Genomic DNA, 22,541 nt, shown 5'->3' with positions numbered 1-22,541 from the left:
TTTAAAAAACCCTTAATTGGTCATTCTAATTAAGGGTTTTTTTATGGAAGTTAGTTTAATTATAACAAGGAAAAGCAACGCATTAATGAAGCGAATTTTATAGTATGTAATTGTTATAAAAGAATAATTCACATCGTGATTATTAAGTTATTTGATTCATTAAAATGATCATGTTTTTAATAAAAAGGGTATTACTGCACACCTCCTTTTATTGCGTCGAGAGATAGCATAAAATGCCGTGTTCATTAGCACAGTAGGTAAAGCAGTAATTATGCGAGTAGCACTTGGAGTTGAATACAACGGCGTACGCTATAGTGGGTGGCAACGTCAATCACATGTAAATAGCGTACAACAAGAAGTAGAAAAGGCATTGTCGCGTATTTGTAATCACCCAGTTGAAGTAGTATGTGCGGGGCGAACTGATGCGGGTGTGCACGGTACAGGTCAAATAATACATTTTGAAACTGAAGCTTCGCGTGACATGGTCGCATTTACAATGGGTATGAATACCTTATTGCCTAAAGATATTGCTATTCGCTTTGCACAACCAGTTGCTGTCGATTTTCATGCTCGTTTTAGTGCAACCGCTCGCCGATACCGCTATATTATTTATAACTCTCCTTTTCGAGGAGCAGTGTTAAGCGAAGGGGTTACGCATTTTCATCACCCATTAGATGAAGTTAAAATGCAGGAAGCCTGTCAGTATTTGATCGGGACACACGATTTTACATCTTTTCGAGCGATGCATTGTCAAGCGAATACACCGACTCGTACTATTCATCATTTATCGGTACAGCGCCAAGGGTGTTACGTTATTATTGATATTAAGGCGAATGCGTTCTTACATCACATGGTACGTAATATAACGGGGAGCTTGATGGATATTGGCATACATAAGCAACAGCCTATTTGGTTGAAAGAATTACTTGATTGTAAAGAGCGTGCTAAAGCAAGTGCTACAGCTAAAGCTGCAGGTTTATACTTGGTTGATGTCGATTATCCTGAAGAGTTTAATATTCCTAAAATGCCTTTAGGTCCATTGTTTTTACCTGACGCTGAAATTTAGTTATGGTTGTCGTTAGTGCTTTCTATGAACACTTTTAACTACTAAGACCAGTTTTTTATACCGCGTTAGTGTAATTCATGTTTTAATTGAAAAAATTTGTCTGCTAATTGCTATTGGCAGGCTCGCGACACAGAACAGCATTAAGAGAGTTGCAAATGAGTTGGCTAGAAAAAATCTTACCTAAAACGACAAAATCATCAGGTCGTAAAGAAATCCCAGAAGGTATTTGGGCTAAGTGCACATCGTGTGATTCAATTTTATATAAAGCTGAATTAGAAAAGTCATTAAACGTATGTCCTAAGTGTAACCATCATATGCGTGTTAGTGGCCGTAAGCGCCTGGAGCACTTTTTAGATGAAGGTGACCGTCAAGAGCTTGGCACACAACATGAGCCTAAAGACATTCTTAAGTTTAAAGATTCTAAAAAATACTCTGATCGTATCAGTGCAGCCCAAAAAGCAAGTGGTGAAAAAGATGCACTTGTAGCTATGAAAGGCCGATTAAAAGGTATTCCAGTTGCAGCAGTAGCATTTGAGTTCTCGTTTATGGGTGGTTCAATGGCTTCTGTTGTTGGCGCTCGCTTTGTTGATGCTGTTGATCAATGTTTAGAGCATAACATGCCGCTTATTTGTTTTTCTGCATCAGGCGGTGCACGCATGCAAGAAGCGCTTATGTCGCTTATGCAAATGGCTAAAACAAGTGCTGCACTTGCAAAAATGACTGAAAAAGGTCTTCCGTTTATTTCAGTCATGACTGACCCAACTATGGGTGGTGTATCTGCATCACTTGCTATGCTGGGCGATATTAACGTTGCGGAACCTAAAGCATTAATTGGTTTTGCGGGTCCTCGTGTTATTGAGCAAACTGTTCGCGAAACATTACCTGAAGGCTTTCAGCGTAGTGAATTTTTGCTTGAACACGGTGCAATTGACATGATTATTGACCGCCGTGAAATGCGCGATACCCTTGCACGCATTTTAGCTAAATTTATGAACTTGCCTTCTACGGAACAAGAGCATAGAGTAGCGTAAATTTCAGCTTTACTGATTACACGCTATGACAAAAAAAACTCCTAGCCAATCATCAAGCCTTGATGATTGGCTTTTTTATTTAGAAAGTGTTCACCCAGCTAACATTGCTATGGGCTTAGAACGAGTTGCTAATGTTGCTAACAATATTGGCCTGTTAAACACTCCAAGTAAAATTATTCTTATTGCCGGTACAAACGGTAAGGGCACCACAGCACGCTGCTTAGAGTCGCTATTGCTAGCGCAAGGTTTCAATGTGGGTACTTACGCATCTCCACATTTAATTCGTTATAACGAGCGTGTACGAGTTAATGGGGAAGAATTGGCAGACCAATTTCATATAGATGCTTTTCACCAGCTTGAGCAAGGCCGTAAAGACACTCCTCTGACTTATTTTGAATATGGTACTTTGGGTGCGTTGGCAATTTTTAAACGCTGTAACGTCGATTATGTATTACTCGAGGTTGGTTTAGGTGGGCGCTTTGACGCCACAAATATAGTCACTCCCTTTGCAAGCGTGATCACGACTATAGACTTAGACCATAAAGAGTACTTAGGTGATACCCGTGAGTTAGTGGCTTATGATAAAGCCGGTATTTTTCGTGAAAATACTCCCGCTATTATAGGGGATTTAAATATTCCTCACACAATGACTGATTACGGCAAAGAAATTAATGCCAATATGACGTTGTCGGGCAGTGACTTTATTTTTAAAGAAAATGCTGAGAGCTTTAATTGGCAATATAAAGAACATAATCTTGAAATAGATAAGCCAGCAATACCGTGTCAAAATGCAGCAACCGCATTAACCACGCTCAGTGTTTTAAACTTATTACCAAGTGAGCAAGTTATACGAAGTTGTTTAGCTAATTTAGTTGTCGAAGGGCGATTTCAACAGTTAAGTATTGAGCCTTTAGTCTTTACCGATGTAGCACACAACCCTGAGTCGGCGCGTTATTTAGCCAATAAGTTATCAAGCTATAAAGATAAAGGCTTTAAAATTCATGCATTAGCCGCTATGCTTGCTGATAAAGATAAAACGGGTGTACTTAAAGAAGTAAGTCACTTGGTCGATGAGTGGTCATTAGCGAGCTTAAGTGGCCCGCGAGGCGACACTGCAAGTAATTTACAAAATGCACTGCAGGAATTGTCTCATCATAAAACTATTAATAGCTATGATAGTGTGGCACAGGCACTGAATGTAATTTTACCAGAACAACAAAGTGATACTATGTTGATTATATTTGGTTCATTTTTTACAGTTGCTGGCGCTATTAATTACTTTAAAAAATAGAGAGGATGTCGGTGAACTCAAGTTTTATTAATCGCTTAGTCGGAACAAGTATAGTGGTGATTGCAGCAATTGTGTTTATCCCTAATATACTCGATGGCGAAAAAGTGCATTATAAAGAAGGCTTTAAAGCGATCCCAGACCGCCCTGAGTTCAAAACAATCGATCTTCAAGAGTCAATTGATGAAAATATGGCTAATGCTGAGCCACTAAAGCAAGATGAAATTGAAGACATTCAAGCTGACGATGAAGCTTTTGAGCAGCAAAGCGCGAAGGATGAGAGTGATTACGCTGTGGAAGATAAAGTTGTTGAAGCAACTATAGAACCCAAAGCTACACCAATTACAAAAGCGCCTGTTCAAGCTAAGCCAGAGCCAATTGCACCACGTAAAAGTGATGAAAACCTAACGAGTATGGCCTATGTTATTCAATTAGGTAGTTTTTCACATGTTGCAAACGTTAAAGCATTACAGGCTAAATTAAAGGCTGAAGGGTTTAAAACGTTTACTAAACCGATTAAAACCCCAAATGGGACATTAACCAAAGTATTTGTTGGTCCTTCGCTTGATAAAAGTGAATTACAAAAGCAGATCCCCCAGCTCAAAGAGCTTACTAAATTAAATGGTAAAGTTACGCAGTACGAAGTAACAAAATAAATAAAGGCTTGTATAACAAGCCTTTATTTATTTATTTATATTTTTTTATCATTATCTTTATCTCACAATACCTAGACTAGAATGTTAATTTTTTGTATTAACTACAACCCAGTAATCTCCCGTTTAAACTTGCATACTAACGATGTTTGGGTATAGAATGCGCCCCAAATTAGCGACTAATTGGTTCTTATGATCTGGGTTGATTACGCCATTATTGGCATCATTGTATTGTCTACCATCATCGGTTTAATACGCGGCTTTGTAAAAGAAGCAATGTCATTAGCGGTATGGGCTGGCGCCTTTATCATCTCTAGCTTATTTTACCAATATTTAGCTTCCTTCCTAACAACCATTTCTGAACCCCTTTTAAGAAATGCGGCGGCCATAGCCATATTATTCTTTGCGACGCTACTGTTAGGCGGTTTACTAAACTACATTTTAGGTGAACTTGTACATCGTACTGGTTTATCGGGTACCGACCGTGTCTTTGGCATAGTGTTTGGTGCTCTACGAGGCGTGTTGGTCGTGAGCGCGTTACTCTTCTTTCTTGATGCTTTTACTGGTGCACCCAATACGCACTGGTGGGGCAATTCTATTTTGATTCCAGAATTTGGCTTTGTTGTTGAATGGTTCTTTTCGTACCTAGAAAACAACTCGAGCTTTTTAAATTCAGTAAACCGTTAATCGGCGAGGATAAATTACATGTGTGGTATCGTTGGAATAGTCGGAACATCCCCTGTCAATCAGGCGATTTATGATGGCTTAACTGTTTTGCAGCACCGTGGTCAAGATGCCGCGGGTATCATTACCATTGAGAATAATACGTTCAGCTTACGCAAAGCAAATGGCTTAGTGAAAGATGCCTTTCACACTCGTCATATGAAACGACTACAAGGTACGATAGGTCTTGGCCATGTGCGCTATCCTACAGCAGGGTCTTCAAGCTCATCTGAAGCACAGCCTTTTTATGTTAACTCACCGTTTGGTATAGCGCTTGCCCATAATGGTAACCTTACTAATGCAGAAGCTTTAAAAGAGCAGTTATTCTCAGAAGCACGTCGTCATGTAAATACAACATCTGATTCAGAAATCTTACTCAACATCATGGCACATGAACTAAGTAAATCTGATAAGTTGCATTTAGACCCTGAAGATATATTTACTGCGGTAACCGAGGTAAATAATAAAGTAAGCGGTGGTTATGCAACAATTGCTATGATTATTGGTCACGGTATTGTTGCTTTTCGCGACCCTAATGGTATCCGTCCACTTGTATTTGGTAAACGTGAGACTGCAAAAGGGACTGAGTACATGTTCGCCTCTGAAAGCGTTGCGTTAAAACCGGACGGCTTTGAGTTTGTACGTGATGTTGCCCCTGGTGAAGCTATATATGTTACAGAAGAAGGGGAATTTCATTCACTTAGTTGTGCAGATAAAGCATCTTACTCGCCGTGTATTTTTGAATTTGTTTATTTTGCTCGACCTGATTCAACAATAGACCGGATGTCTGTGTACGCAACACGCGTAAACATGGGCACAAAACTAGGTGAAAAAATTGCACGTGAATGGGCTGATAAAGACATTGATGTAGTTATCCCAATCCCAGAAACTTCATGCGATGTAGCACTGGAAATTGCACGTGTACTTGATTTACCGTATCGTCAAGGTTTTGTTAAAAACCGTTATATTGGTCGTACATTTATCATGCCTGGCCAAGAGATGCGTAAAAAATCAGTGCGTCAAAAGCTAAACGCAATTGATCGCGAGTTTAAAGGTAAAAACGTATTATTGGTTGATGACTCAATTGTTCGTGGTACAACATCAGCACAAATTGTTGAAATGGCTCGAGAGTCTGGTGCTAAAAATGTTTACTTTGCATCCGCAGCGCCTGAAATACGCTTCCCTAATGTGTACGGTATTGATATGCCTTCAGCAGCTGAGCTTATTGCTCACGGCCGTGAAGTTGAAGATATTAATGCAAGTATTGGTTCTGACGGTTTAATCTTTCAATCGTTAAAAGATTTAATAGCTGCGGTTAGCCAAGAAAATCCTGAAATTACTAAGTTCGAAACCTCAGTATTTGATGGGCAATATATTACAGGCGACATTGATCAAAACTATTTAAACCGTATTGATGAGCTACGTAACGATTCAGCAAAAAGCACCCGCGAAAGTGCGATGTCTTCAAGTTTAGAGATTCACAACCAAGACGAAAACGAAGCTGATTAATGGTTATTGATAAAAACTATTAAATATAAAAAAAGGAGCTAATTAGCTCCTTTTTTGCGAAGGAAAGAAAGGGAACATTTCTATCAAACACGACTCTTTATTAGCTAAACTTTATTAAGTAAACATTGGACTAACAATCCCATTTGTCCAAAGCATAGCTGTTACAGCTAAAATAATAACTAGTAATATTAATCCACACGTTACAACCGAGCTGGCATAAATAAAGCCACGCTCTTCTGGAATATGCATAAGTATTGGTACGCCGGTATAAAGTAAGTAGACCGAGTAAGCTAGTGCAATAATTCCAATACACACTACAAACCAAAGTACAGGCCAAAAGGCGGCAAGCGCCGACATAAACACAGGTGTTGCAGTATAAGCTGCAAGTTCAAGTGTTTGTGTAAATGTAGGCTTAGAGCCAAATGTAACGGCCATCCAATGAGCCAAATACGCCAATGCAAAAACGCCCGCTATTAAAGCAAAATACATTGCACCTGCAATTAATTGCGCACTATCGTGCGTTAAAAATACGGGATCGCCTGCGCCTATACTCCATCCTAAATAAACAGATGAGTAATAACCCATTATTGAAGGAAACAAAGCAATCAGTAAAATATGCGACAAACTATAGGTTAAACTTTCATGGCGATTATCTATTGTTTGCCATTCTTCAAGTGGGTGAGCATAAATGCCCCAGAGGTGATTTAATATCATAGTGCTTACTCCATAAAAGGAACGTATTACTGTTTTGGTTGGTTTATTTTTATACAGTCTATGTACAGTTATGGTTCACTTATTTTGCAAAGTCAAGTTAACTCAATATTAACATTTTTGCACAGGTTAGGGCTTTGATTTATCCCAAACAAAATTTCGTGTTAAAATAATGGCATATCAAATTTATTTAGTAATGAGCAGTCAACGTGCCACATAGCCAACTTTTAGAGCCGATCAATAACTTTTTAGTGTGTACAACCCCGCAGCAGTGGGTGGAGCAGGCAATTAAAAAAGAGAACTTATCAGTCATCTTAATCGATCACTTAATTTGTGAGTTAAAAGCGGCTCAAAGTGCGATGTTTTTAATACGTAAATACGCTGTTGATAAAGAGGGTAGTGATGCCTTACTCGAGTGGCTAAAGCCATTTGAAACGCTTATTTATAAGCGTGAAGGAAATTGGCGTGATCTCGCGGCTAAAAATAAGCTAACTAAATCAATAATTCCTAAATCTAATTCGCCATATGGACAAGATTTAATTGATAAAATGGTATTGTTGATAAAAGAAGAGTTGCATCATTTTTACCAAGTGCTCGAAATTATGGACGAGTACGGTGTAGAGTACCAAAGCATTACACCATGTCGTTATGCAAAAGGCATGCTTCGTCATGTTAAAACGTTTGAGCCAAACGCCCTTGTTGATAAATTAATTGTAGGCGCTTACATTGAAGCGCGTTCGTGTGAGCGTTTCGCAAAGCTTGCGCCGCATGTTGACAAACGTTTAGGTGATTTTTATATTTCGCTGCTGCGCTCTGAAGCCCGTCATTACCAAGATTATCTAACTTTAGCTCAAGAAATTGCTGATTTTGATATTACCGAACGAGTTAAAGAATTTGGCGAGATTGAAGCCGAATTAATTTCATCACAGGATGAAGATTTTAAGTTTCATAGTGGCCTGCCAATAGCATAAAGCTAATTTTCTTTTAAAAAATTAATGTATTCAGCTGTTTTTTGATTGCTGAAATTGTGTTTTTTCATGATTTCAGCAATGCTTCCGTTTTCAATTATTATATCAATCCCTCTATTAAATTTTTGTAAGTACTCTTTTGCTCTGTAATTTGATTTAGAGACAACTAAATATAGTTTATGAGAAGCAAGATCTGGCAATAAGTACTCAATTTTATTCTTATCTAAATCAACTTCGTTATTGTGCTCAAGCCAATACTTCCCTACTTCTTTAGTGCCTGCGACCAAATCAATACGACCTTGTTGTAGCAAGTATAAACTTGTAGGAAGGCTTTTAGTGGATGTTATTGCCAGCTCAGTATTTCTAGTAAACTCTTGGCTTACAAAGGCATTATCTTCTGTACCAATACTATAAGGTGTTAATGATTGGACTGTACCATCGAAATTAATAGCACTCTCTTTGCGTTTAAAAATTCCTGAATGAGCAACTGCAAGTGGGCGAGAGTAGTAAAAAACTTCATTTCTTTTTAATGAATAAAAAGCGCCTAAAATAGCTGTTTTTCTCTTTTTTTCTAATAGCTTTAGGGCGCGGTCCCATGTCGTAAACTCGGCTTCGCTATTAATGCCTTGAGTTTTAAGGGCTGATTGAGTGATTTCATATAACCAACCGTTATCAGGAAGGTTTTCGCTAAAATAGGGAGGGTAGTTTTCAGTAACAATTTGCCATGTTTGCTCGCTAAATACTTTGGTAGGAATGGCAATTACTACGATGAAAATTAACAGCTTAATCATTAAACCTCTCACTATTATTCAAATATATAGTTAAATAATAGTCAGGATTTTAAATTATGCGAAAGGCGTGCTAATTAATTCTTGTGATTGAGGGGTAACGACTAGATAAGAGCCTTGGGTATACCAGTCACCTAGCACTGTACGAGTAAGCGTTTGTTCATTAACTTTATAGGTATGAACATTAGGGCGGTGAGTATGACCATGAATCATATTAGTAACGTTATGTTTGGCAAAGGTAGCAAGCACGGCTTCATCTACAACGTCTAAAATTTCGATAGGTTTATCAGCTTGGCTCAACTTACTTTTTTCACGGGCATTACGCGCTATTTTTTTACGATACCAAAGTGGCATTGCAAGCATTAATTTTGGCCACCACCAACCACGGCTTTTTTTACGAAATTTTTGATACTCAGTATCTTGAGTACACATTTCGTCGCCATGTAAAATAACGGTAGGCGTACCATATAAATCAATGACTGTTTGTTCATCGAGTAAAGTCATTGCGGCCATGTCTGCATATTGCTTGCGCATGATGAAATCACGGTTGCCATGTATAAAATAAACAGGTGTCCCACCATCATTAACGGCGCTTAAATGCTTTGCTACATCGGCACTCAGCGCTGTAATGTAGTCATCTCCAACCCATACTTCAAAAAAATCACCCAAAATATAAAGTGCATCTACATCTTTATTTAGTATATGCGTATTTAAAAAGTCAAAAAATGCAGCGCTAATGTCGGGGCGGTTTTCGCTTAGGTGTAAATCTGCAATAAAGTAAGTTTGGCGAGTCATAGGTCAGTCTTTTCGATATAAATAAAGCGGGCGTATACACATTGGTAAATGCCCGCTGATACTCCACATTACGTGGGTAAACTTACTATTAGCTAACAGTAACGCTTTCGATGATCACATCTTCAAGAGGCACGTCTTGGTGAAAACCAGTACTACCTGTTGCTACGCCTTTTATTTTATTTACTACGTCCATGCCTTCTACTACTTCAGCAAAAACACAGTAACCCCAGCCTTGCGATGTTTCGCTACTGTGGTTTAAAAAGTCGTTGTTATTCACGTTAATGAAAAACTGCGCTGTAGCTGAATGAGGATCAGGTGTACGTGCCATTGCTAAAGTACCTATCTTGTTAGATAGGCCATTATTAGCTTCATTTTTAATTGGGTCGTTAACTTCTTTTTGTTCCATACCTGGTACAAAACCACCGCCTTGAACCATAAAACCATCGATTACACGATGAAAGATAGTGCCGTTGAAAAAATCAGCATTTGCATACTCTAAAAAGTTTTTAACAGTGTTTGGAGCTTCTTGCTCAAACATTTTAATGGTGATGTCACCAAAATTGGTGTGTAGAACAACCATGTGTTTTCCTATATCTGGTTTAAATATTGGCGCTATTTTATCGTAGTTGGCTAAGATTAACAAAGTAGATGTTTGGTTTGTTATAAAGCGCTAGAGCAGGGGCTTTTCAAGTGGTAACATAACTGTTCAAGTAAATAGTCAAGGACTCAAAGTAAATGGTAAATATATACAACACACTCACGCGACAAAAAGAGCAATTTAAACCTATGGTCGAAGGCAAAATCGACATGTATGTGTGTGGTATCACCATTTATGATTACTGCCATATTGGACACGCTCGTACTTTTGTTGGTTTTGACGTTATTGTGCGCTACTTACGTCATATTGGTTACGATTTAAAATATGTACGTAACATTACAGATATCGACGATAAAATAATTAAACGTGCAAATGAAAATGGTGAGTCAATAAACGACTTAACTGTGCGCATGACTAAAGCGATGCATGAAGATTTTGATAGCCTAAATATGCTACGCCCAGATGTTGAACCAACAGTTACAAGCCATATGGATGAAATTATCGTTATGGTTAAGCGCTTGATTGAAAAAGGCCATGCCTATGTTGCAGCTGATGGCGATGTTTTGTTTGATGTATCAACGTTTGAGCAATATGGTGCGCTTTCTCAGCAAGATTTAACTATGTTGCAATCGGGCTCTCGCGTAGAAGTGGCTCAAGATAAAGACGATCCGCTTGATTTTGTGTTATGGAAAAAAGCCAAAGCAGGTGAGCCATCATGGTCATCACCGTGGGGTGAAGGGCGTCCTGGTTGGCATATTGAATGTTCGGCAATGAGCTCAAAACACTTAGGTGAGCATTTTGATATTCACGGTGGGGGGTCTGATTTACAGTTTCCACATCATGAAAACGAAATTGCCCAGTCGTGCTGTGCAAACAACGGCAAGTATGTAAATACATGGATACATACTGGCATGGTGCAAGTAAATAAAGAAAAAATGTCTAAGTCGTTAGATAACTTTTTTACTGTGCGTGAAGTTTTAAAAGCATACGATGCCGAATCTGTTCGTTACTTTTTAATTTCAGGGCATTACCGCAGCCAATTAAATTACTCACAAGAAAATTTAGACCAAGCGCGTTCATCACTTGAACGCATTTATACAGCGCTTCGTGATGTCGTACCGGTAGAGTGCGACTTAGAAGGCAATGAGTTTGTTGCTAAGTTTAGAAAAGCAATGAATGACGACTTTAATACACCAGAAGCACTACCTGTGTTGTTCGAACTTGCTAAAGAATTAAACCGCGTAAAAGAAAGTGACGCAGGTCAAGCTGGCAAGTTAGCGTTTATACTGCGTAGCCTCGGTGAAGTGTTAGGTGTTGCTCAACAAGCACCGGAAGCTTTTTTACAAGGTGGGCAAGATGACGACGAAGTTGCGACAATTGAAGCATTAATTGTAAAACGGAACGAAGCACGTGCTAGTAAGGACTGGGCTGCTGCTGATGAAGCACGTGATGCGCTTAATGCGTTAGGTGTAATACTTGAAGATTCAGCTGGTAAAACAACGTGGCGTAAAGCGTAAGCGTTTAAAGTAATTCAGGTCAAACTAAAAAAGGGTTGCCAAATGGCAACCCTTTTTTGATTTTTTAACAGCTTAGCTGTGATACTTTTCACACGCTTCAAGTGTGTTTTCAATTAAGCTTGCGACAGTCATCGGGCCAACGCCACCTGGTACAGGTGTAATAAAATGCGCTTTTTGTTCGGCCACACTGTATTGAACATCACCGACTAATTTACCCGTATCTAAGCGGTTAATGCCCACATCGATAACAATAGCGCCTTCTTTTATCCAATCTCCCGGTATAAATTCAGGTTTACCGACAGCCACAACTAATAAGTCAGCGCGGCGAACATGTGTTTCTAAGTCTTGAGTAAATTTATGGCACACAGTGGTAGTACAACCTGCTAATAAAAGCTCTAACGACATTGGACGACCAACAATATTTGACGCGCCAACGACAACTGCATGCATCCCTTTATAACGTACACCCGTTGAATCAAGTAATGTAATAATACCTTTAGGGGTACATGGGCGAAGGGCAGGCATACGCTGTGCTAATCGACCAATGTTATATGGATGAAATCCATCAACATCTTTATGTGGGGTAATACGTTCTAAAATCTTTTCAGCATCAAGACCTTTTGGCAGTGGTAACTGCACTAAAATTCCATCAACTTCGGCATCATTATTTAGCTCGTCAATTAAATCTAAAAGAGTTTGCTCTTGTGTGTCTGCTGGTAAATCAAATGATTTAGAGATAAAACCGACTTCTTCACAGGCTTTACGTTTTGAACCAACATAAACTTGGCTTGCTGGATCAAGTCCTACAAGTACTACTGCAAGTCCTGGTGCACGTAAACCATTTGCTACACGTTCACTTACGCGTTCTGCTACAGCGCTACGTACTTGTTTTGCGATTGCCTTACCATCAATGATGTTTGCCGTCATGGGTGACCTTTAATTGGGGTTAATTAACTAGATACCGATACTCTAAAAACGAGTGCATAATAAAATAGGGGTAAAAATGCTAATAAAGAAAACATACTCTTTATATAACTCGTTTTATAATGTGCCTACTATTTTCGCAGAAAAGCATAGCAGCGCCAAGTTGCTTTTAATGTATATAACATTTGAGTTGTTAAATAGTTTAAATTTCAGCCTACTATTGTAATATTTAACCATTGTGCACTAAAAATGAGCACTTGATTGGTTTTATTAAAAAAACGTTTGACCTAACCCCGTCAAATCACTATTATGCACCCCGTTGTCAACGAGGTCACTCGCTAACAATAATAAGTTTCGGCGATTAGCGCAGTTTGGTAGCGCACTTGGTTTGGGTCCAAGGGGTCGCAGGTTCAAATCCTGCATCGCCGACCATTTTTATAATTTATTATAATCGAATAGCTTATTGGTAAACTATGAAGTTTTCGATGCGCCCATAGCTCAGCTGGATAGAGCAACGCCCTTCTAAGGCGTGGGTCGAAGGTTCGAATCCTTCTGGGTGCACCATTTGAAAACATGTAAATATAGCGGTGATTGTAGCTCAGTTGGTAGAGCCCCGGATTGTGATTCCGGTTGTCGTGGGTTCGAGCCCCATCAGTCACCCCATTTACAACGAATATCGGCGATTAGCGCAGTTTGGTAGCGCACTTGGTTTGGGTCCAAGGGGTCGCAGGTTCAAATCCTGCATCGCCGACCATTTTCTTAAAATGGTCTTAAACTCTCAGTTTAAGTGTTCAGTATGAAAAAAGAAGTTAACTCTTCAATGTCGGCGATTAGCGCAGTTTGGTAGCGCACTTGGTTTGGGTCCAAGGGGTCGCAGGTTCAAATCCTGCATCGCCGACCATTTTCTTATCTAATAAGAATAATAAATAAATTCCTCTAAGTTATAAATCTAAATCTGTTAGCCTATAATTCTATTAAATAATTTCTACTTTAATCCATTCAATGCCTAGTTAGCCTGTTTTTTATTCAGTTAGTCTCTATAGTCCCTTATCTAGTCCAAATAATTGCCCCCTATACTCGACTATCATAAATATTAGGTTATAATGCCGCGTCTATTGTTTAACATAGTGCCCGAAGGGCAAAGCAGCAATGGTATCTCATGGTAGCGACGGATGCTTTTAAGTGTGAAAAACCGCTTAAACTTTATCAAGACTCATGCAGATCACTTTGTTTGTAAAGGAAGGCGAACAGTCGCCAAAATTGAATATTGAGGTAAATCATGCAAGTTTCTGTTGAGACGACCCAAGGCCTTGAGCGCCGTATAACTATCACCGTTCCTTCAGAGAACGTTGAGACCGAAGTAAAAAAACGCCTACAACAACTGTCAAAAACACAGCGTATAGATGGTTTCCGTGCTGGTAAAGTTCCAGTATCTGTAATTAACAAGCGTTTTGGCCCTGCAGTTCGTCAAGAAGTTGCTGGCGAAGTAATGCAACGTAATTACATTGAAGCAATCGTTTCTGAAAAAATCAATCCAGCTGGCGCGCCTACATTCGCACCTAAATCACTTGAAGCAGGTAAAGATTTAGAATTCTCAGCAACGTTTGAAGTTTACCCTGAAGTTGAAGTTCAAGGTTTAGATAAAATTACTGTTGAGAAACCAGCGGTAACAGTGACTGACGAAGATTTAGCTAACATGCTAGAAACACTTCGTAAGCAACACGCAGCGTGGGCTGATGTTGATGCAGCTGCTGGCGAAAACGACCGTGTAACAGTTGATTTCGTAGGTACTATCGACGGTGAAGTATTTGAAGGCGGCAAAGCTGAAGACTTCCCATTAGAACTTGGCCAAGGTCGTATGATCCCAGGTTTTGAAGATAACATCGTAGGTAAAAAAGCAGGCGAAGAAGTAGTTGCTGATGTAACTTTCCCTGATGATTACCACGCTGAAAACTTAAAAGGTAAAGCGGCTCAATTCACTATCACAGTGAAAAAAGTTGAAGCGCAAGAATTACCAGAATTAAGCGAAGAGTTTGCAACTAAATTCGGTGTTACCGAAGGCGGCGTAGACGCGCTTAAAGAAGAAGTTAAAAAGAACATGACACGTGAGCTAGACCAAGCGGTTAAAGCAAGCGTTAAAGACCAAGCAATCAAAGGTCTTTTAGCTAACAACGAAATCGAAGTGCCTAAAGCACTTGTTGATCAAGAAGTTGATGCTCTACGTCAGCAAGCAGCTCAACGTTTTGGCGGCGACGCTCAAAACATGCCAGAGCTTCCAGCTGAATTGTTCCACGAGCAAGCTGTAACACGTGTTAAAACTGGCCTTTTATTAGGTGAAGTGATTAAAGCTAACGACATCAAAGTTGATGACGCTAAAGTTGAAGCATTAATCGCAACGGTAGCTTCTGCATACGAAGATCCAACTGAAGTAGTAGAATACTACAAAGGTAATGATCAACTTATGCAGCAAATGCGTAATGTAGCAATGGAAGAGCAAGCTGTTGAAGCTATTTTAGCTAAAGCAGTTGTTACTGATGTTGAAAAAGCATTTGATGACATCATGAATCCACAGCAAGGTGCTTAATAAGTCATTGACTTAAGCTCTCGCTAACGATTAAATGGCTCGTGCTACTCTGTTTATACAGCGTGCCCGGGCCATTTTAGTTTTTGGCTCTAAATTTGCGAAAAACGATAACTATGCTTCCTTATAATAAGGATAAGTATAAGCGCATAAGGAATTAAATAAGTATGAATACTGGTATTACAGATCCCCTAAATGCATTGGTCCCAATGGTTGTTGAACAAACACCAAAAGGCGAGCGCTCGTATGATATTTATTCGAGATTATTAAAAGAGCGTATTATCTTTTTAACAGGTCAAGTTGAAGACAACATGGCAAATCTGATCTTAGCGCAAATGCTATTTTTAGAATCAGAGAACCCTGATAAAGATATCTTTTTATATATCAACTCACCAGGTGGTTCAGTAACTGCGGGTATGGCTATTTACGACACAATGAACTTCATCAAACCAGATGTAAGTACAATATGTGTAGGTCAAGCTGCAAGCATGGGTGCTTTTTTGCTTACTGCTGGTGCTAAAGGTAAGCGTTTTTGCCTACCAAACTCACGTGTGATGATTCACCAACCATTAGGTGGTTTCCAAGGTCAAGCATCTGACTTTGAAATACACGCTAAAGAAATTCTGTCTATTAAAGATAAGCTTAACCGCTTAATGGCTGAGCATACAGGCCAACCATTGGATATTATCTCTAAAGACACAGATCGTGATAACTTCATGAGTGCTTCGCAAGCTGTAGATTACGGTTTGGTAGACTCTGTGTTTACAAATCGCGACAAAAAGTAAGCGCTTGGTAAGCAGGACTACCTGTTTGCCACTTTGAGTTACTATGCGAAAACCAATAAATTTTGGTATAGTTAAAGCGTATTGAAATAGCCGCCAATAGTTTTGGTGGCCAACGTAATAAAATGAGGTAGCTGAATGTCTGACACTCCTACAGACGGCGACAAAAGTAATAAATTGTTATACTGCTCTTTTTGTGGCAAAAGCCAACATGAAGTGCGTAAATTAATTGCAGGCCCTTCAGTATACGTTTGTGATGAATGTGTAGAGTTGTGTAACGATATTATCAGGGAAGAGATCAAAGACATTGCTCCTAAGCATGATACGTCTGACAAACTACCTGTACCAAAAGAAATTCGTAAACACTTAGACGATTATGTTATTGGTCAAGATCATGCTAAAAAAGTATTGTCTGTTGCCGTTTATAACCATTATAAACGCCTACGTAACCAATCGACTAAGCAAGACATTGAATTAAGTAAAAGTAATATTTTGCTTATCGGCCCAACAGGTAGTGGTAAAACATTACTTGCAGAAACATTAGCGCGCCTACTTGACGTGCCGTTTACTATGGCCGATGCCACTACATTAACCGAAGCAGGTTATGTAGGTGAAGATGTTGAAAACATCATTCAAAAGCTTTTACAAAAGTGCGATTACGATGTTGAAAAAGCACAGCGCGGTATTGTCTACATCGATGAAATTGACAAGATTTCTCGTAAATCAGATAATCCTTCCATTACGCGTGATGTATCAGGCGAGGGCGTTCAACAGGCGCTACTTAAACTGATTGAAGGCACCGTTGCTTCTGTTCCACCGCAAGGTGGTCGTAAACATCCACAGCAAGAGTTTTTACAAGTAGATACATCTAAAATCTTGTTTATTTGTGGTGGTGCATTTTCAGGCCTAGATAAAGTAATTGAGCAACGTAGCCATAAAAACACCGGTATCGGTTTTGGCGTTAGCGTGAAAGAGTCTGCGGCGAGTCGTTCTTTAAGTGAAACATTTAAAGATGTAGAGCCAGAAGATTTAGTCAAATATGGCTTAATTCCTGAGTTCATAGGCCGTTTGCCGGTAGTGGCTACGTTAACAGAACTTGATGAAGCAGCTCTTGTACAAATATTGAGTGAACCTAAAAACGCGATTACTAAACAGTTTTCAGTATTGTTTGGTATGGAAGACGTTGAACTTGAGTTTCGCGATGATGCCTTAGCTGCAATTGCCCACAAAGCAATGGAGCGTAAAACAGGCGCACGTGGTCTTCGTTCAATTGTTGAAGGTGTACTACTTGATACTATGTACGAACTTCCTTCAATGGATGATGTAAGCAAAGTGGTTATTGATGAAACCGTTATTAAAGGTGAGTCAGATCCAATCTTGATTTATGAAAATAATAAACAAGATAAAGCTGCATCAGAATAGTTTTTAAGCTATTTGAATGGAAAAAGGAGCCTTAGGCTCCTTTTTTTATAATTAATTTAATCGAGTTAGGGAAAATTGTTGAACTTTAATTAGGTTATCCCCATATACTTGAGTAATCTTTAAAATAAATGAAGTGCGAAGAGAAACTATAATGACGCTTGAGAGAACCGACCGAGTCGAAATCCCAGTCCTTGCACTGCGCGATGTTGTGGTATACCCGCACATGGTGATCCCGCTTTTTGTTGGCCGTGAAAAATCAATAAAATGCCTAGAAGCGGCAATGGACAAAGACAAACAAATTTTCTTGGTTGCACAAAAAGATGCAACTGTAGATGAACCAGAGCAAGATGATATTTATCGTATCGGTACTATTGCCACTGTACTTCAGTTATTAAAATTACCAGACGGTACAGTTAAAGTTTTAGTCGAAGGTACACAGCGCGCACAAATTGAAGAATTTGTAGATAACGATGACTTTTTTGTCGCTAATGCTCAATTTATTGAATCTGATTCTGTAGATGAACAAGAGCAAGATATTTTTATCCGAAGCGCAATTAGCCAGTTTGAAGGCTATGTAAAGCTAAATAAAAAAATTCCACCTGAAGTACTAACTTCGGTTTCAGGTATTGATGAGCCAGCACGCCTTGCCGACACAATGGCAGCGCATATGCCGCTTAAAGTACCTGAAAAACAAAAAGTGCTCGAAATTTCAAGTGTCACAGAACGTCTTGAATATTTAATGGCACTAATGGAAGGCGAAATAGACTTATTGCAAGTTGAGAAGAAAATTCGTACCCGCGTTAAAAAGCAGATGGAAAAATCTCAGCGCGAGTATTACCTCAATGAGCAAATGAAAGCCATTCAAAAAGAACTTGGTGAGCTTGATGATGTGCCTGATGAATTTGAAGCGCTTAAAAAGCGTATTGAAGATTCTGGCATGCCTGATGAAGCTAAAGAAAAGGCAACTACAGAGCTCAATAAGCTTAAAATGATGTCGCCAATGTCTGCAGAAGCGACTGTAGTGCGTTCATACATAGATACATTAATTAATGTGCCATGGAAAAAACGCTCTAAAGTGAAAAAAGACTTAGCAGGCGCACAAAAAATTCTTGATAGCGATCACCACGGCTTAGATAAAGTAAAAGAACGCATTATTGAGTACCTCGCAGTACAACAGCGTACTAATAAGCTCAAAGGGCCAATTTTATGTTTAGTTGGACCACCAGGTGTTGGTAAAACATCACTTGGGCAATCTATTGCACGTTCGACTGGTCGTAAGTATGTTCGTATGGCGCTTGGCGGCGTTCGCGATGAAGCTGAGATTCGCGGTCATCGTCGTACATACATAGGTTCAATGCCAGGTAAGCTAATTCAAAACATGACAAAAGTGGGCGTTAAAAACCCATTATTCTTATTAGATGAAATCGATAAAATGTCATCAGATATGCGCGGCGACCCAGCATCAGCATTGTTAGAGGTGCTTGATCCGGAGCAAAACAGTCATTTTGCCGATCACTATCTTGAAGTCGATTACGATTTATCTGACGTTATGTTTGTAGCAACATCAAACAGCTTTAACATTCCTGGCCCATTATTGGACCGTATGGAAGTTATTCGCTTGTCGGGTTACACCGAAGATGAAAAGCTAAACATTGCAAAAGAGCACTTAATTACTAAACAAGTTAAACGTAACGGCTTAAAAGAGTCTGAAATAGTTATCGAAGACAGCGCAATTATTGGCATTATTCGTTATTACACACGTGAAGCGGGTGTACGTAACCTAGAGCGCGAAATTTCGAAACTATGCCGTAAAGCAGTTAAAAATATCTTACTTGAAAAAGACACTAAAATAGTGACCATCAATCAAGATAACCTAGAAGACTTTTTAGGTGTGCAGCGCTTTGACTATGGCAAAGCTGAAGATGGCGACCGTATTGGTCAAGTTACAGGCTTAGCATGGACAGAAGTTGGCGGTGATTTGCTAACAATTGAATGTGCGGCAGTGCCAGGTAAAGGCAAGTTAAGTTACACCGGTTCTCTTGGCGATGTAATGCAAGAGTCGATTCAAGCGGCAATGACGGTTGTGCGTAATCGAGCAGATACTTTCCGTATTAACAGCGACTTTTACGAAAAACGTGATATTCACGTACACGTACCTGAAGGCGCAACACCAAAAGATGGTCCTAGTGCGGGCGCAGCAATGGTAACGGGTCTTGTATCTAGCTTAACGGGTAATCCTGTACGAGCAGATGTTGCTATGACTGGTGAAATTACGCTACGCGGTGAAGTGCTTCCGATTGGTGGCTTAAAAGAGAAGTTATTAGCGGCGCATCGTGGTGGAATTAAAACAGTGATCATTCCAAAAATTAACGAACGTGACTTAAAAGAGATACCAGACAACGTGCTGGCAGGTCTTGATATTCACCCAGTTACTTGGATTGACGAGGTGTTAAAGCTTGCTTTAGTGTATCCTGTTGAGAGTTTTTCGGTCGAAACACCTAAAAACCAAGAAAAAACATAAAAAAAGTGCTTTTTAGGGCTTTTCAAATCTAAACGGTATGATAAGTTAAGCACTGGTTTTCAAGCCTAGCCCTTACGGGGCCTAGGCTTAAGAAAAATATAATCATGTGGGCATTAAAAGTTTGCTCTAAAATTTTCAAAAAAGTGATGTTAGTTTAAAAAACCATCGCTCTTGATAATAACAATGAAAGAGGATGATATTGTGAATAAATCTCAATTAATCGATCAAATCGCAGCTGATGCTGACATTTCTAAAGCGGCTGCAGGTCGTGCACTAGATTCATTCATCGAATCTGTATCTGGCGCGCTAAAAGATGGCGACTCAGTTGCACTTGTAGGTTTTGGTACTTTCTCAGTACGTGAACGTGCTGCACGTTCAGGCCGTAACCCGCAAACTGGTGAAACTATCCAAATTGCTGCTGCAACTATTCCAGCTTTCAAAGCCGGTAAAGCGCTTAAAGACGCAGTAAACTAATCACTGTTTTAAACACATTAGTTATGGCGAGTGTAAAGTTACTGATTCACCACAACAGATGAGTTAAGTAACTTTTCCGCCAGTTACTTCAAGTGAAAAAGCGTATCTGGTAAGATACGCTTTTTTTACATGTGACAAGGTAAAATACCTTGATCAAAAAGAGATAAACAAATGCTTGAGAAAATCAGAGAAGGTTCGCAAGGACCTGTAGCCAAAATAATTTTAGGCGCGGTGATTTTATCTTTTGCCTTAGCAGGGATCGGTAGTTACTTAGGTCAAACCACAGAACAACCCGTTGCTGAAGTAAATGGAATTAAAATTAGTCAAACCGATTTTAACCGTGCTTACCAAAATGAACGTAGCCGTTTAGAGCAACAATTTGGTGAATACTTTACACAAATTGCAGCTGATCCAAATTACATGGCACAAATTCGTCAAGGTGTAGTTGACCGCTTAGTACAACAAGAATTGCAATCACAGCTAGCGGCTGATTTAGGCCTTCGCGTAAGCGACGAAAGTGTACGTAAAACAATTTTAGAATTACCGTACTTTCAAATTGGTGAAAAATTTAATAACGACCGTTACCTACAAGTAATTCGTCAAATGAATTTTCAACCAGATGCTTTTCGTGAATATTTACGTAAAGATATGACACGCAGCCAGGTAGTATCTGCTGTTGCAGGTACAGACTTTGCTCTAGAGAGCGAGCTGAAAAGCGCAATTGCTCTTCAGCAGCAAACTCGTAGTATTGATTATGTAGTTGTAAACAAAGAGGCACTTGCCGCGAATGTTGAAGTATCAGATCAAGAAGTATCTGATTACTACGACTTAAACGCATCTCAATTTTTATCTCCAGAGCTTATCTCAGTAAGTTACATTGAGCTTAAAGCAGCAGATATCAATGTTGAATCGGTAACCGAGGATGACGTTAAAGCGTATTATGAGCAAAACAAAGCACAATACGTTGAGCCAGAAAAGCGTCGCGTATCACATATCTTAATTGATAACAGTGAAGACGATGATGCAGCAAAAGAAAAAGCCAATGCTCTTCATGCACAGCTAGAGCAAGGTGCAGACTTTGCTGAGTTAGCACAATCATCGTCTGACGATATCGTTAGTGGCGAAATGGGCGGCGATCTTGAGTGGATTGAGCGTGATGTAATGGACCCTGCATTTGAAGACGCGGCTTTCGCGCTTGAAAATAAAGGTGATATTTCTGACGTTGTTACTTCTGAGTTTGGTTATCACATAATTAAACTTACTGACATTCAACCACAACAAGTTAAAGCGTATGACGATGTTAAAGCTGACTTACGTGCTGAATTAGAACAAGCTGAAAAAATTGATGCATTTTACGAAAAGCAAACTGAAATGGGTGCACTTGCATTTGAAATTTCAGACCGCTTAGATGATGCTGCAGAAGTTGCTGAAGTGGAAGTTAAATCTACACCTCTTTTAGCACTTAATGCTCTACCAGAACCGTTAAACAGCCCTGCAGTTGTCACAGCACTAACATCAGTTGATTTACTTGAAGATAAAGTAAATTCTGAAGTTATTGAGCTTGGCGATGAGCATGCAATCATTGTTCGTATTAACGAGCACAAAGCTGCTGCTACTAAGCCGTTAGACGAAGTAAGCGAGGAAATTAAAGCGCGTTTAGTGAATGAAAAATCATCTGAGCTTGCTAAAGAAAAGGCACGTAGCTTATTTGCAGAAGTACAAGCAGGTAAGAGCTTAAACGATGTTGCTAACGAGCAAAGCTTAACACTTCGCCAAGAAGCTAAGTTAACACGTCAAAGCTACACTGTTTCACCTGCTATTGTGACTCAAGCTTTTAAAATGGCTCACCCAGCGGATTCTGCGGTAGTCGATCTCGTTAATTTAAATAATGGTGATGCAGCAATTGTTGCGCTTAAGTCGGTAACGGATGCACAAGTTGCAGCTAATATTGACCCTCAAGCAAAACAAAGCATTACTATGGCGCAAGCTAATAAAAACTACATGGTATTTATTGAAGCGCTTAAAGCCAATGCTGAGCTTAACTTACCAACGGCTACACAAACTGTTGAGTAATTAATTTTAGCTCATAAAGAAAGGCGCTTTTAAAGCTGTCTCTTGATCACAAGTCTGACTCAAGAGATTTTGCTAAATCGTAGCCTTCCAGGATGGCTTGTAACTTAAGCCATCCTT

19 protein-coding genes and 5 tRNA genes are annotated in these 22,541 nt (G+C 39.4%); 19 read left to right on the top strand and 5 right to left on the bottom strand.

Features of this window, described 5'->3' with window-relative positions; genetic code table 11:
* The first annotated feature begins 271 nt into the window (after positions 1–271).
* The 6 genes from truA (at position 272) to purF (ending at position 6,270) form a co-directional block, all read left to right on the top strand.
* Positions 272–1,066, top strand: a complete 795-nt coding sequence (truA, locus tag L655_RS0120860; protein WP_024606167.1) for a tRNA pseudouridine(38-40) synthase TruA — start codon at positions 272–274, stop codon at positions 1,064–1,066.
* Between the two features lie 155 nt (positions 1,067–1,221).
* Positions 1,222–2,097: an acetyl-CoA carboxylase, carboxyltransferase subunit beta gene (accD, locus tag L655_RS0120855; RefSeq protein ID WP_024606166.1), complete on the top strand. Its 876-nt coding sequence runs from the start codon at positions 1,222–1,224 to the stop codon at positions 2,095–2,097.
* A 25-nt stretch (positions 2,098–2,122) separates the two neighbouring features.
* Positions 2,123–3,388, top strand: a complete 1,266-nt coding sequence (gene folC / locus L655_RS0120850; protein ID WP_024606165.1) for a bifunctional tetrahydrofolate synthase/dihydrofolate synthase — start codon at positions 2,123–2,125, stop codon at positions 3,386–3,388.
* Between the two features lie 11 nt (positions 3,389–3,399).
* A complete protein-coding gene (locus L655_RS0120845; protein WP_024606164.1) occupies positions 3,400–4,041 on the top strand; it encodes an SPOR domain-containing protein in 642 nt (213 codons plus the stop codon).
* A 189-nt stretch (positions 4,042–4,230) separates the two neighbouring features.
* Positions 4,231–4,725: a CvpA family protein gene (locus tag L655_RS0120840; protein WP_002958356.1), complete on the top strand. Its 495-nt coding sequence runs from the start codon at positions 4,231–4,233 to the stop codon at positions 4,723–4,725.
* An 18-nt stretch (positions 4,726–4,743) separates the two neighbouring features.
* Positions 4,744–6,270 (top strand): amidophosphoribosyltransferase, encoded by a 1,527-nt coding sequence (gene purF, locus L655_RS0120835; RefSeq protein ID WP_024596369.1) that lies wholly within the window; start codon positions 4,744–4,746, stop codon positions 6,268–6,270.
* 114 nt (positions 6,271–6,384) lie between these two features.
* Here purF and L655_RS0120830 read toward each other — a convergent pair whose 3' ends face one another.
* Positions 6,385–6,984, bottom strand: coding sequence for a Yip1 family protein (locus tag L655_RS0120830; protein WP_024606163.1), 600 nt, complete (start codon positions 6,982–6,984; stop codon positions 6,385–6,387).
* A 206-nt stretch (positions 6,985–7,190) separates the two neighbouring features.
* Here L655_RS0120830 and miaE point away from each other — a divergent pair, with 206 nt between their 5' ends.
* Positions 7,191–7,952 carry a tRNA isopentenyl-2-thiomethyl-A-37 hydroxylase MiaE gene (miaE, locus tag L655_RS0120825; protein WP_029752263.1) on the top strand — a complete coding sequence of 254 codons (762 nt, stop codon included), beginning with the start codon at positions 7,191–7,193 and terminating at the stop codon, positions 7,950–7,952.
* A 2-nt stretch (positions 7,953–7,954) separates the two neighbouring features.
* Here miaE and L655_RS0120820 read toward each other — a convergent pair whose 3' ends face one another.
* The 3 genes from L655_RS0120820 to L655_RS0120810 form a co-directional block, all read right to left on the bottom strand.
* The gene (locus L655_RS0120820; RefSeq protein ID WP_002958352.1) at positions 7,955–8,740 is read right to left on the bottom strand and encodes a transporter substrate-binding domain-containing protein; all 786 of its coding nucleotides are present in this window, start codon (positions 8,738–8,740) and stop codon (positions 7,955–7,957) included.
* 54 nt (positions 8,741–8,794) lie between these two features.
* Positions 8,795–9,532, bottom strand: a complete 738-nt coding sequence (locus L655_RS0120815) for a UDP-2,3-diacylglucosamine diphosphatase (RefSeq protein WP_002958351.1) — start codon at positions 9,530–9,532, stop codon at positions 8,795–8,797.
* An 88-nt stretch (positions 9,533–9,620) separates the two neighbouring features.
* Complete coding sequence (locus L655_RS0120810; RefSeq protein WP_002958350.1) at positions 9,621–10,112, bottom strand: peptidylprolyl isomerase; 492 nt, start codon at positions 10,110–10,112, stop codon at positions 9,621–9,623.
* A gap of 155 nt (positions 10,113–10,267) precedes the next feature.
* Between L655_RS0120810 and cysS the strand changes: the two genes are divergently transcribed.
* Entirely contained in the window at positions 10,268–11,647 is a 1,380-nt protein-coding gene (cysS, locus tag L655_RS0120805) for a cysteine--tRNA ligase (RefSeq protein WP_024596371.1), read from the top strand.
* A 72-nt stretch (positions 11,648–11,719) separates the two neighbouring features.
* On the opposite strand, the gene folD is transcribed toward cysS, so the two are convergent.
* Positions 11,720–12,574 carry a bifunctional methylenetetrahydrofolate dehydrogenase/methenyltetrahydrofolate cyclohydrolase FolD gene (gene folD / locus L655_RS0120800; RefSeq protein WP_002958348.1) on the bottom strand — a complete coding sequence of 285 codons (855 nt, stop codon included), beginning with the start codon at positions 12,572–12,574 and terminating at the stop codon, positions 11,720–11,722.
* Positions 12,575–12,926: 352 nt separating this feature from the next.
* Between folD and L655_RS0120795 the strand changes: the two genes are divergently transcribed.
* The 11 genes from L655_RS0120795 to L655_RS0120745 all read left to right on the top strand — a co-directional run bounded on the left by L655_RS0120795 (position 12,927) and on the right by L655_RS0120745 (position 22,424).
* Positions 12,927–13,003, top strand: a tRNA-Pro gene (locus L655_RS0120795).
* Positions 13,004–13,058: 55 nt separating this feature from the next.
* Positions 13,059–13,135 (top strand) — tRNA-Arg (locus L655_RS0120790).
* Positions 13,136–13,158: 23 nt separating this feature from the next.
* Positions 13,159–13,234, top strand: a tRNA-His gene (locus L655_RS0120785).
* Between the two features lie 14 nt (positions 13,235–13,248).
* A tRNA-Pro gene (locus tag L655_RS0120780) sits at positions 13,249–13,325 on the top strand.
* Positions 13,326–13,395: 70 nt separating this feature from the next.
* A tRNA-Pro gene (locus L655_RS0120775) sits at positions 13,396–13,472 on the top strand.
* 378 nt (positions 13,473–13,850) lie between these two features.
* Positions 13,851–15,155, top strand: a complete 1,305-nt coding sequence (tig, locus tag L655_RS0120770; RefSeq protein WP_002958347.1) for a trigger factor — start codon at positions 13,851–13,853, stop codon at positions 15,153–15,155.
* A gap of 164 nt (positions 15,156–15,319) precedes the next feature.
* Positions 15,320–15,937 (top strand): ATP-dependent Clp endopeptidase proteolytic subunit ClpP, encoded by a 618-nt coding sequence (clpP, locus tag L655_RS0120765; RefSeq protein ID WP_002958346.1) that lies wholly within the window; start codon positions 15,320–15,322, stop codon positions 15,935–15,937.
* Between the two features lie 135 nt (positions 15,938–16,072).
* Positions 16,073–17,356 carry an ATP-dependent protease ATP-binding subunit ClpX gene (gene clpX / locus L655_RS0120760; RefSeq protein ID WP_002958344.1) on the top strand — a complete coding sequence of 428 codons (1,284 nt, stop codon included), beginning with the start codon at positions 16,073–16,075 and terminating at the stop codon, positions 17,354–17,356.
* Positions 17,357–17,507: 151 nt separating this feature from the next.
* Positions 17,508–19,877: an endopeptidase La gene (lon, locus tag L655_RS0120755; protein ID WP_024606162.1), complete on the top strand. Its 2,370-nt coding sequence runs from the start codon at positions 17,508–17,510 to the stop codon at positions 19,875–19,877.
* A 183-nt stretch (positions 19,878–20,060) separates the two neighbouring features.
* A complete protein-coding gene (locus L655_RS0120750) occupies positions 20,061–20,351 on the top strand; it encodes an HU family DNA-binding protein (RefSeq protein ID WP_158000827.1) in 291 nt (96 codons plus the stop codon).
* 171 nt (positions 20,352–20,522) lie between these two features.
* Positions 20,523–22,424 (top strand): SurA N-terminal domain-containing protein, encoded by a 1,902-nt coding sequence (locus L655_RS0120745; RefSeq protein WP_024606161.1) that lies wholly within the window; start codon positions 20,523–20,525, stop codon positions 22,422–22,424.
* Positions 22,425–22,541 lie beyond the last annotated feature (117 nt).

It is taken from the genome of Pseudoalteromonas sp. TAE79, from assembly GCF_000498015.1.
Classification (GTDB): Bacteria; Pseudomonadota; Gammaproteobacteria; order Enterobacterales; family Alteromonadaceae; genus Pseudoalteromonas.
The sequence above is the reverse complement of the archived record's forward strand: the minus strand, read 5'-3'. Positions and strand labels throughout refer to the sequence as shown.

Coding starts and splice junctions, on each gene's coding strand:
- truA (WP_024606167.1), top strand. CDS start 272: ATGCGAGTAGCACTTGGAGTTGAATACAACGGCGTACGCTATAGTGGG.
- accD (WP_024606166.1), top strand. CDS start 1,222: ATGAGTTGGCTAGAAAAAATCTTACCTAAAACGACAAAATCATCAGGT.
- folC (WP_024606165.1), top strand. CDS start 2,123: ATGACAAAAAAAACTCCTAGCCAATCATCAAGCCTTGATGATTGGCTT.
- L655_RS0120840 (WP_002958356.1), top strand. CDS start 4,231: ATGATCTGGGTTGATTACGCCATTATTGGCATCATTGTATTGTCTACC.
- purF (WP_024596369.1), top strand. CDS start 4,744: ATGTGTGGTATCGTTGGAATAGTCGGAACATCCCCTGTCAATCAGGCG.
- L655_RS0120830 (WP_024606163.1), bottom strand. CDS start 6,984: ATGATATTAAATCACCTCTGGGGCATTTATGCTCACCCACTTGAAGAA.
- L655_RS0120820 (WP_002958352.1), bottom strand. CDS start 8,740: ATGATTAAGCTGTTAATTTTCATCGTAGTAATTGCCATTCCTACCAAA.
- L655_RS0120815 (WP_002958351.1), bottom strand. CDS start 9,532: ATGACTCGCCAAACTTACTTTATTGCAGATTTACACCTAAGCGAAAAC.
- L655_RS0120810 (WP_002958350.1), bottom strand. CDS start 10,112: ATGGTTGTTCTACACACCAATTTTGGTGACATCACCATTAAAATGTTT.
- cysS (WP_024596371.1), top strand. CDS start 10,268: ATGGTAAATATATACAACACACTCACGCGACAAAAAGAGCAATTTAAA.
- folD (WP_002958348.1), bottom strand. CDS start 12,574: ATGACGGCAAACATCATTGATGGTAAGGCAATCGCAAAACAAGTACGT.
- tig (WP_002958347.1), top strand. CDS start 13,851: ATGCAAGTTTCTGTTGAGACGACCCAAGGCCTTGAGCGCCGTATAACT.
- clpP (WP_002958346.1), top strand. CDS start 15,320: ATGAATACTGGTATTACAGATCCCCTAAATGCATTGGTCCCAATGGTT.
- clpX (WP_002958344.1), top strand. CDS start 16,073: ATGTCTGACACTCCTACAGACGGCGACAAAAGTAATAAATTGTTATAC.
- lon (WP_024606162.1), top strand. CDS start 17,508: ATGACGCTTGAGAGAACCGACCGAGTCGAAATCCCAGTCCTTGCACTG.
- L655_RS0120750 (WP_158000827.1), top strand. CDS start 20,061: ATGAAAGAGGATGATATTGTGAATAAATCTCAATTAATCGATCAAATC.
- L655_RS0120745 (WP_024606161.1), top strand. CDS start 20,523: ATGCTTGAGAAAATCAGAGAAGGTTCGCAAGGACCTGTAGCCAAAATA.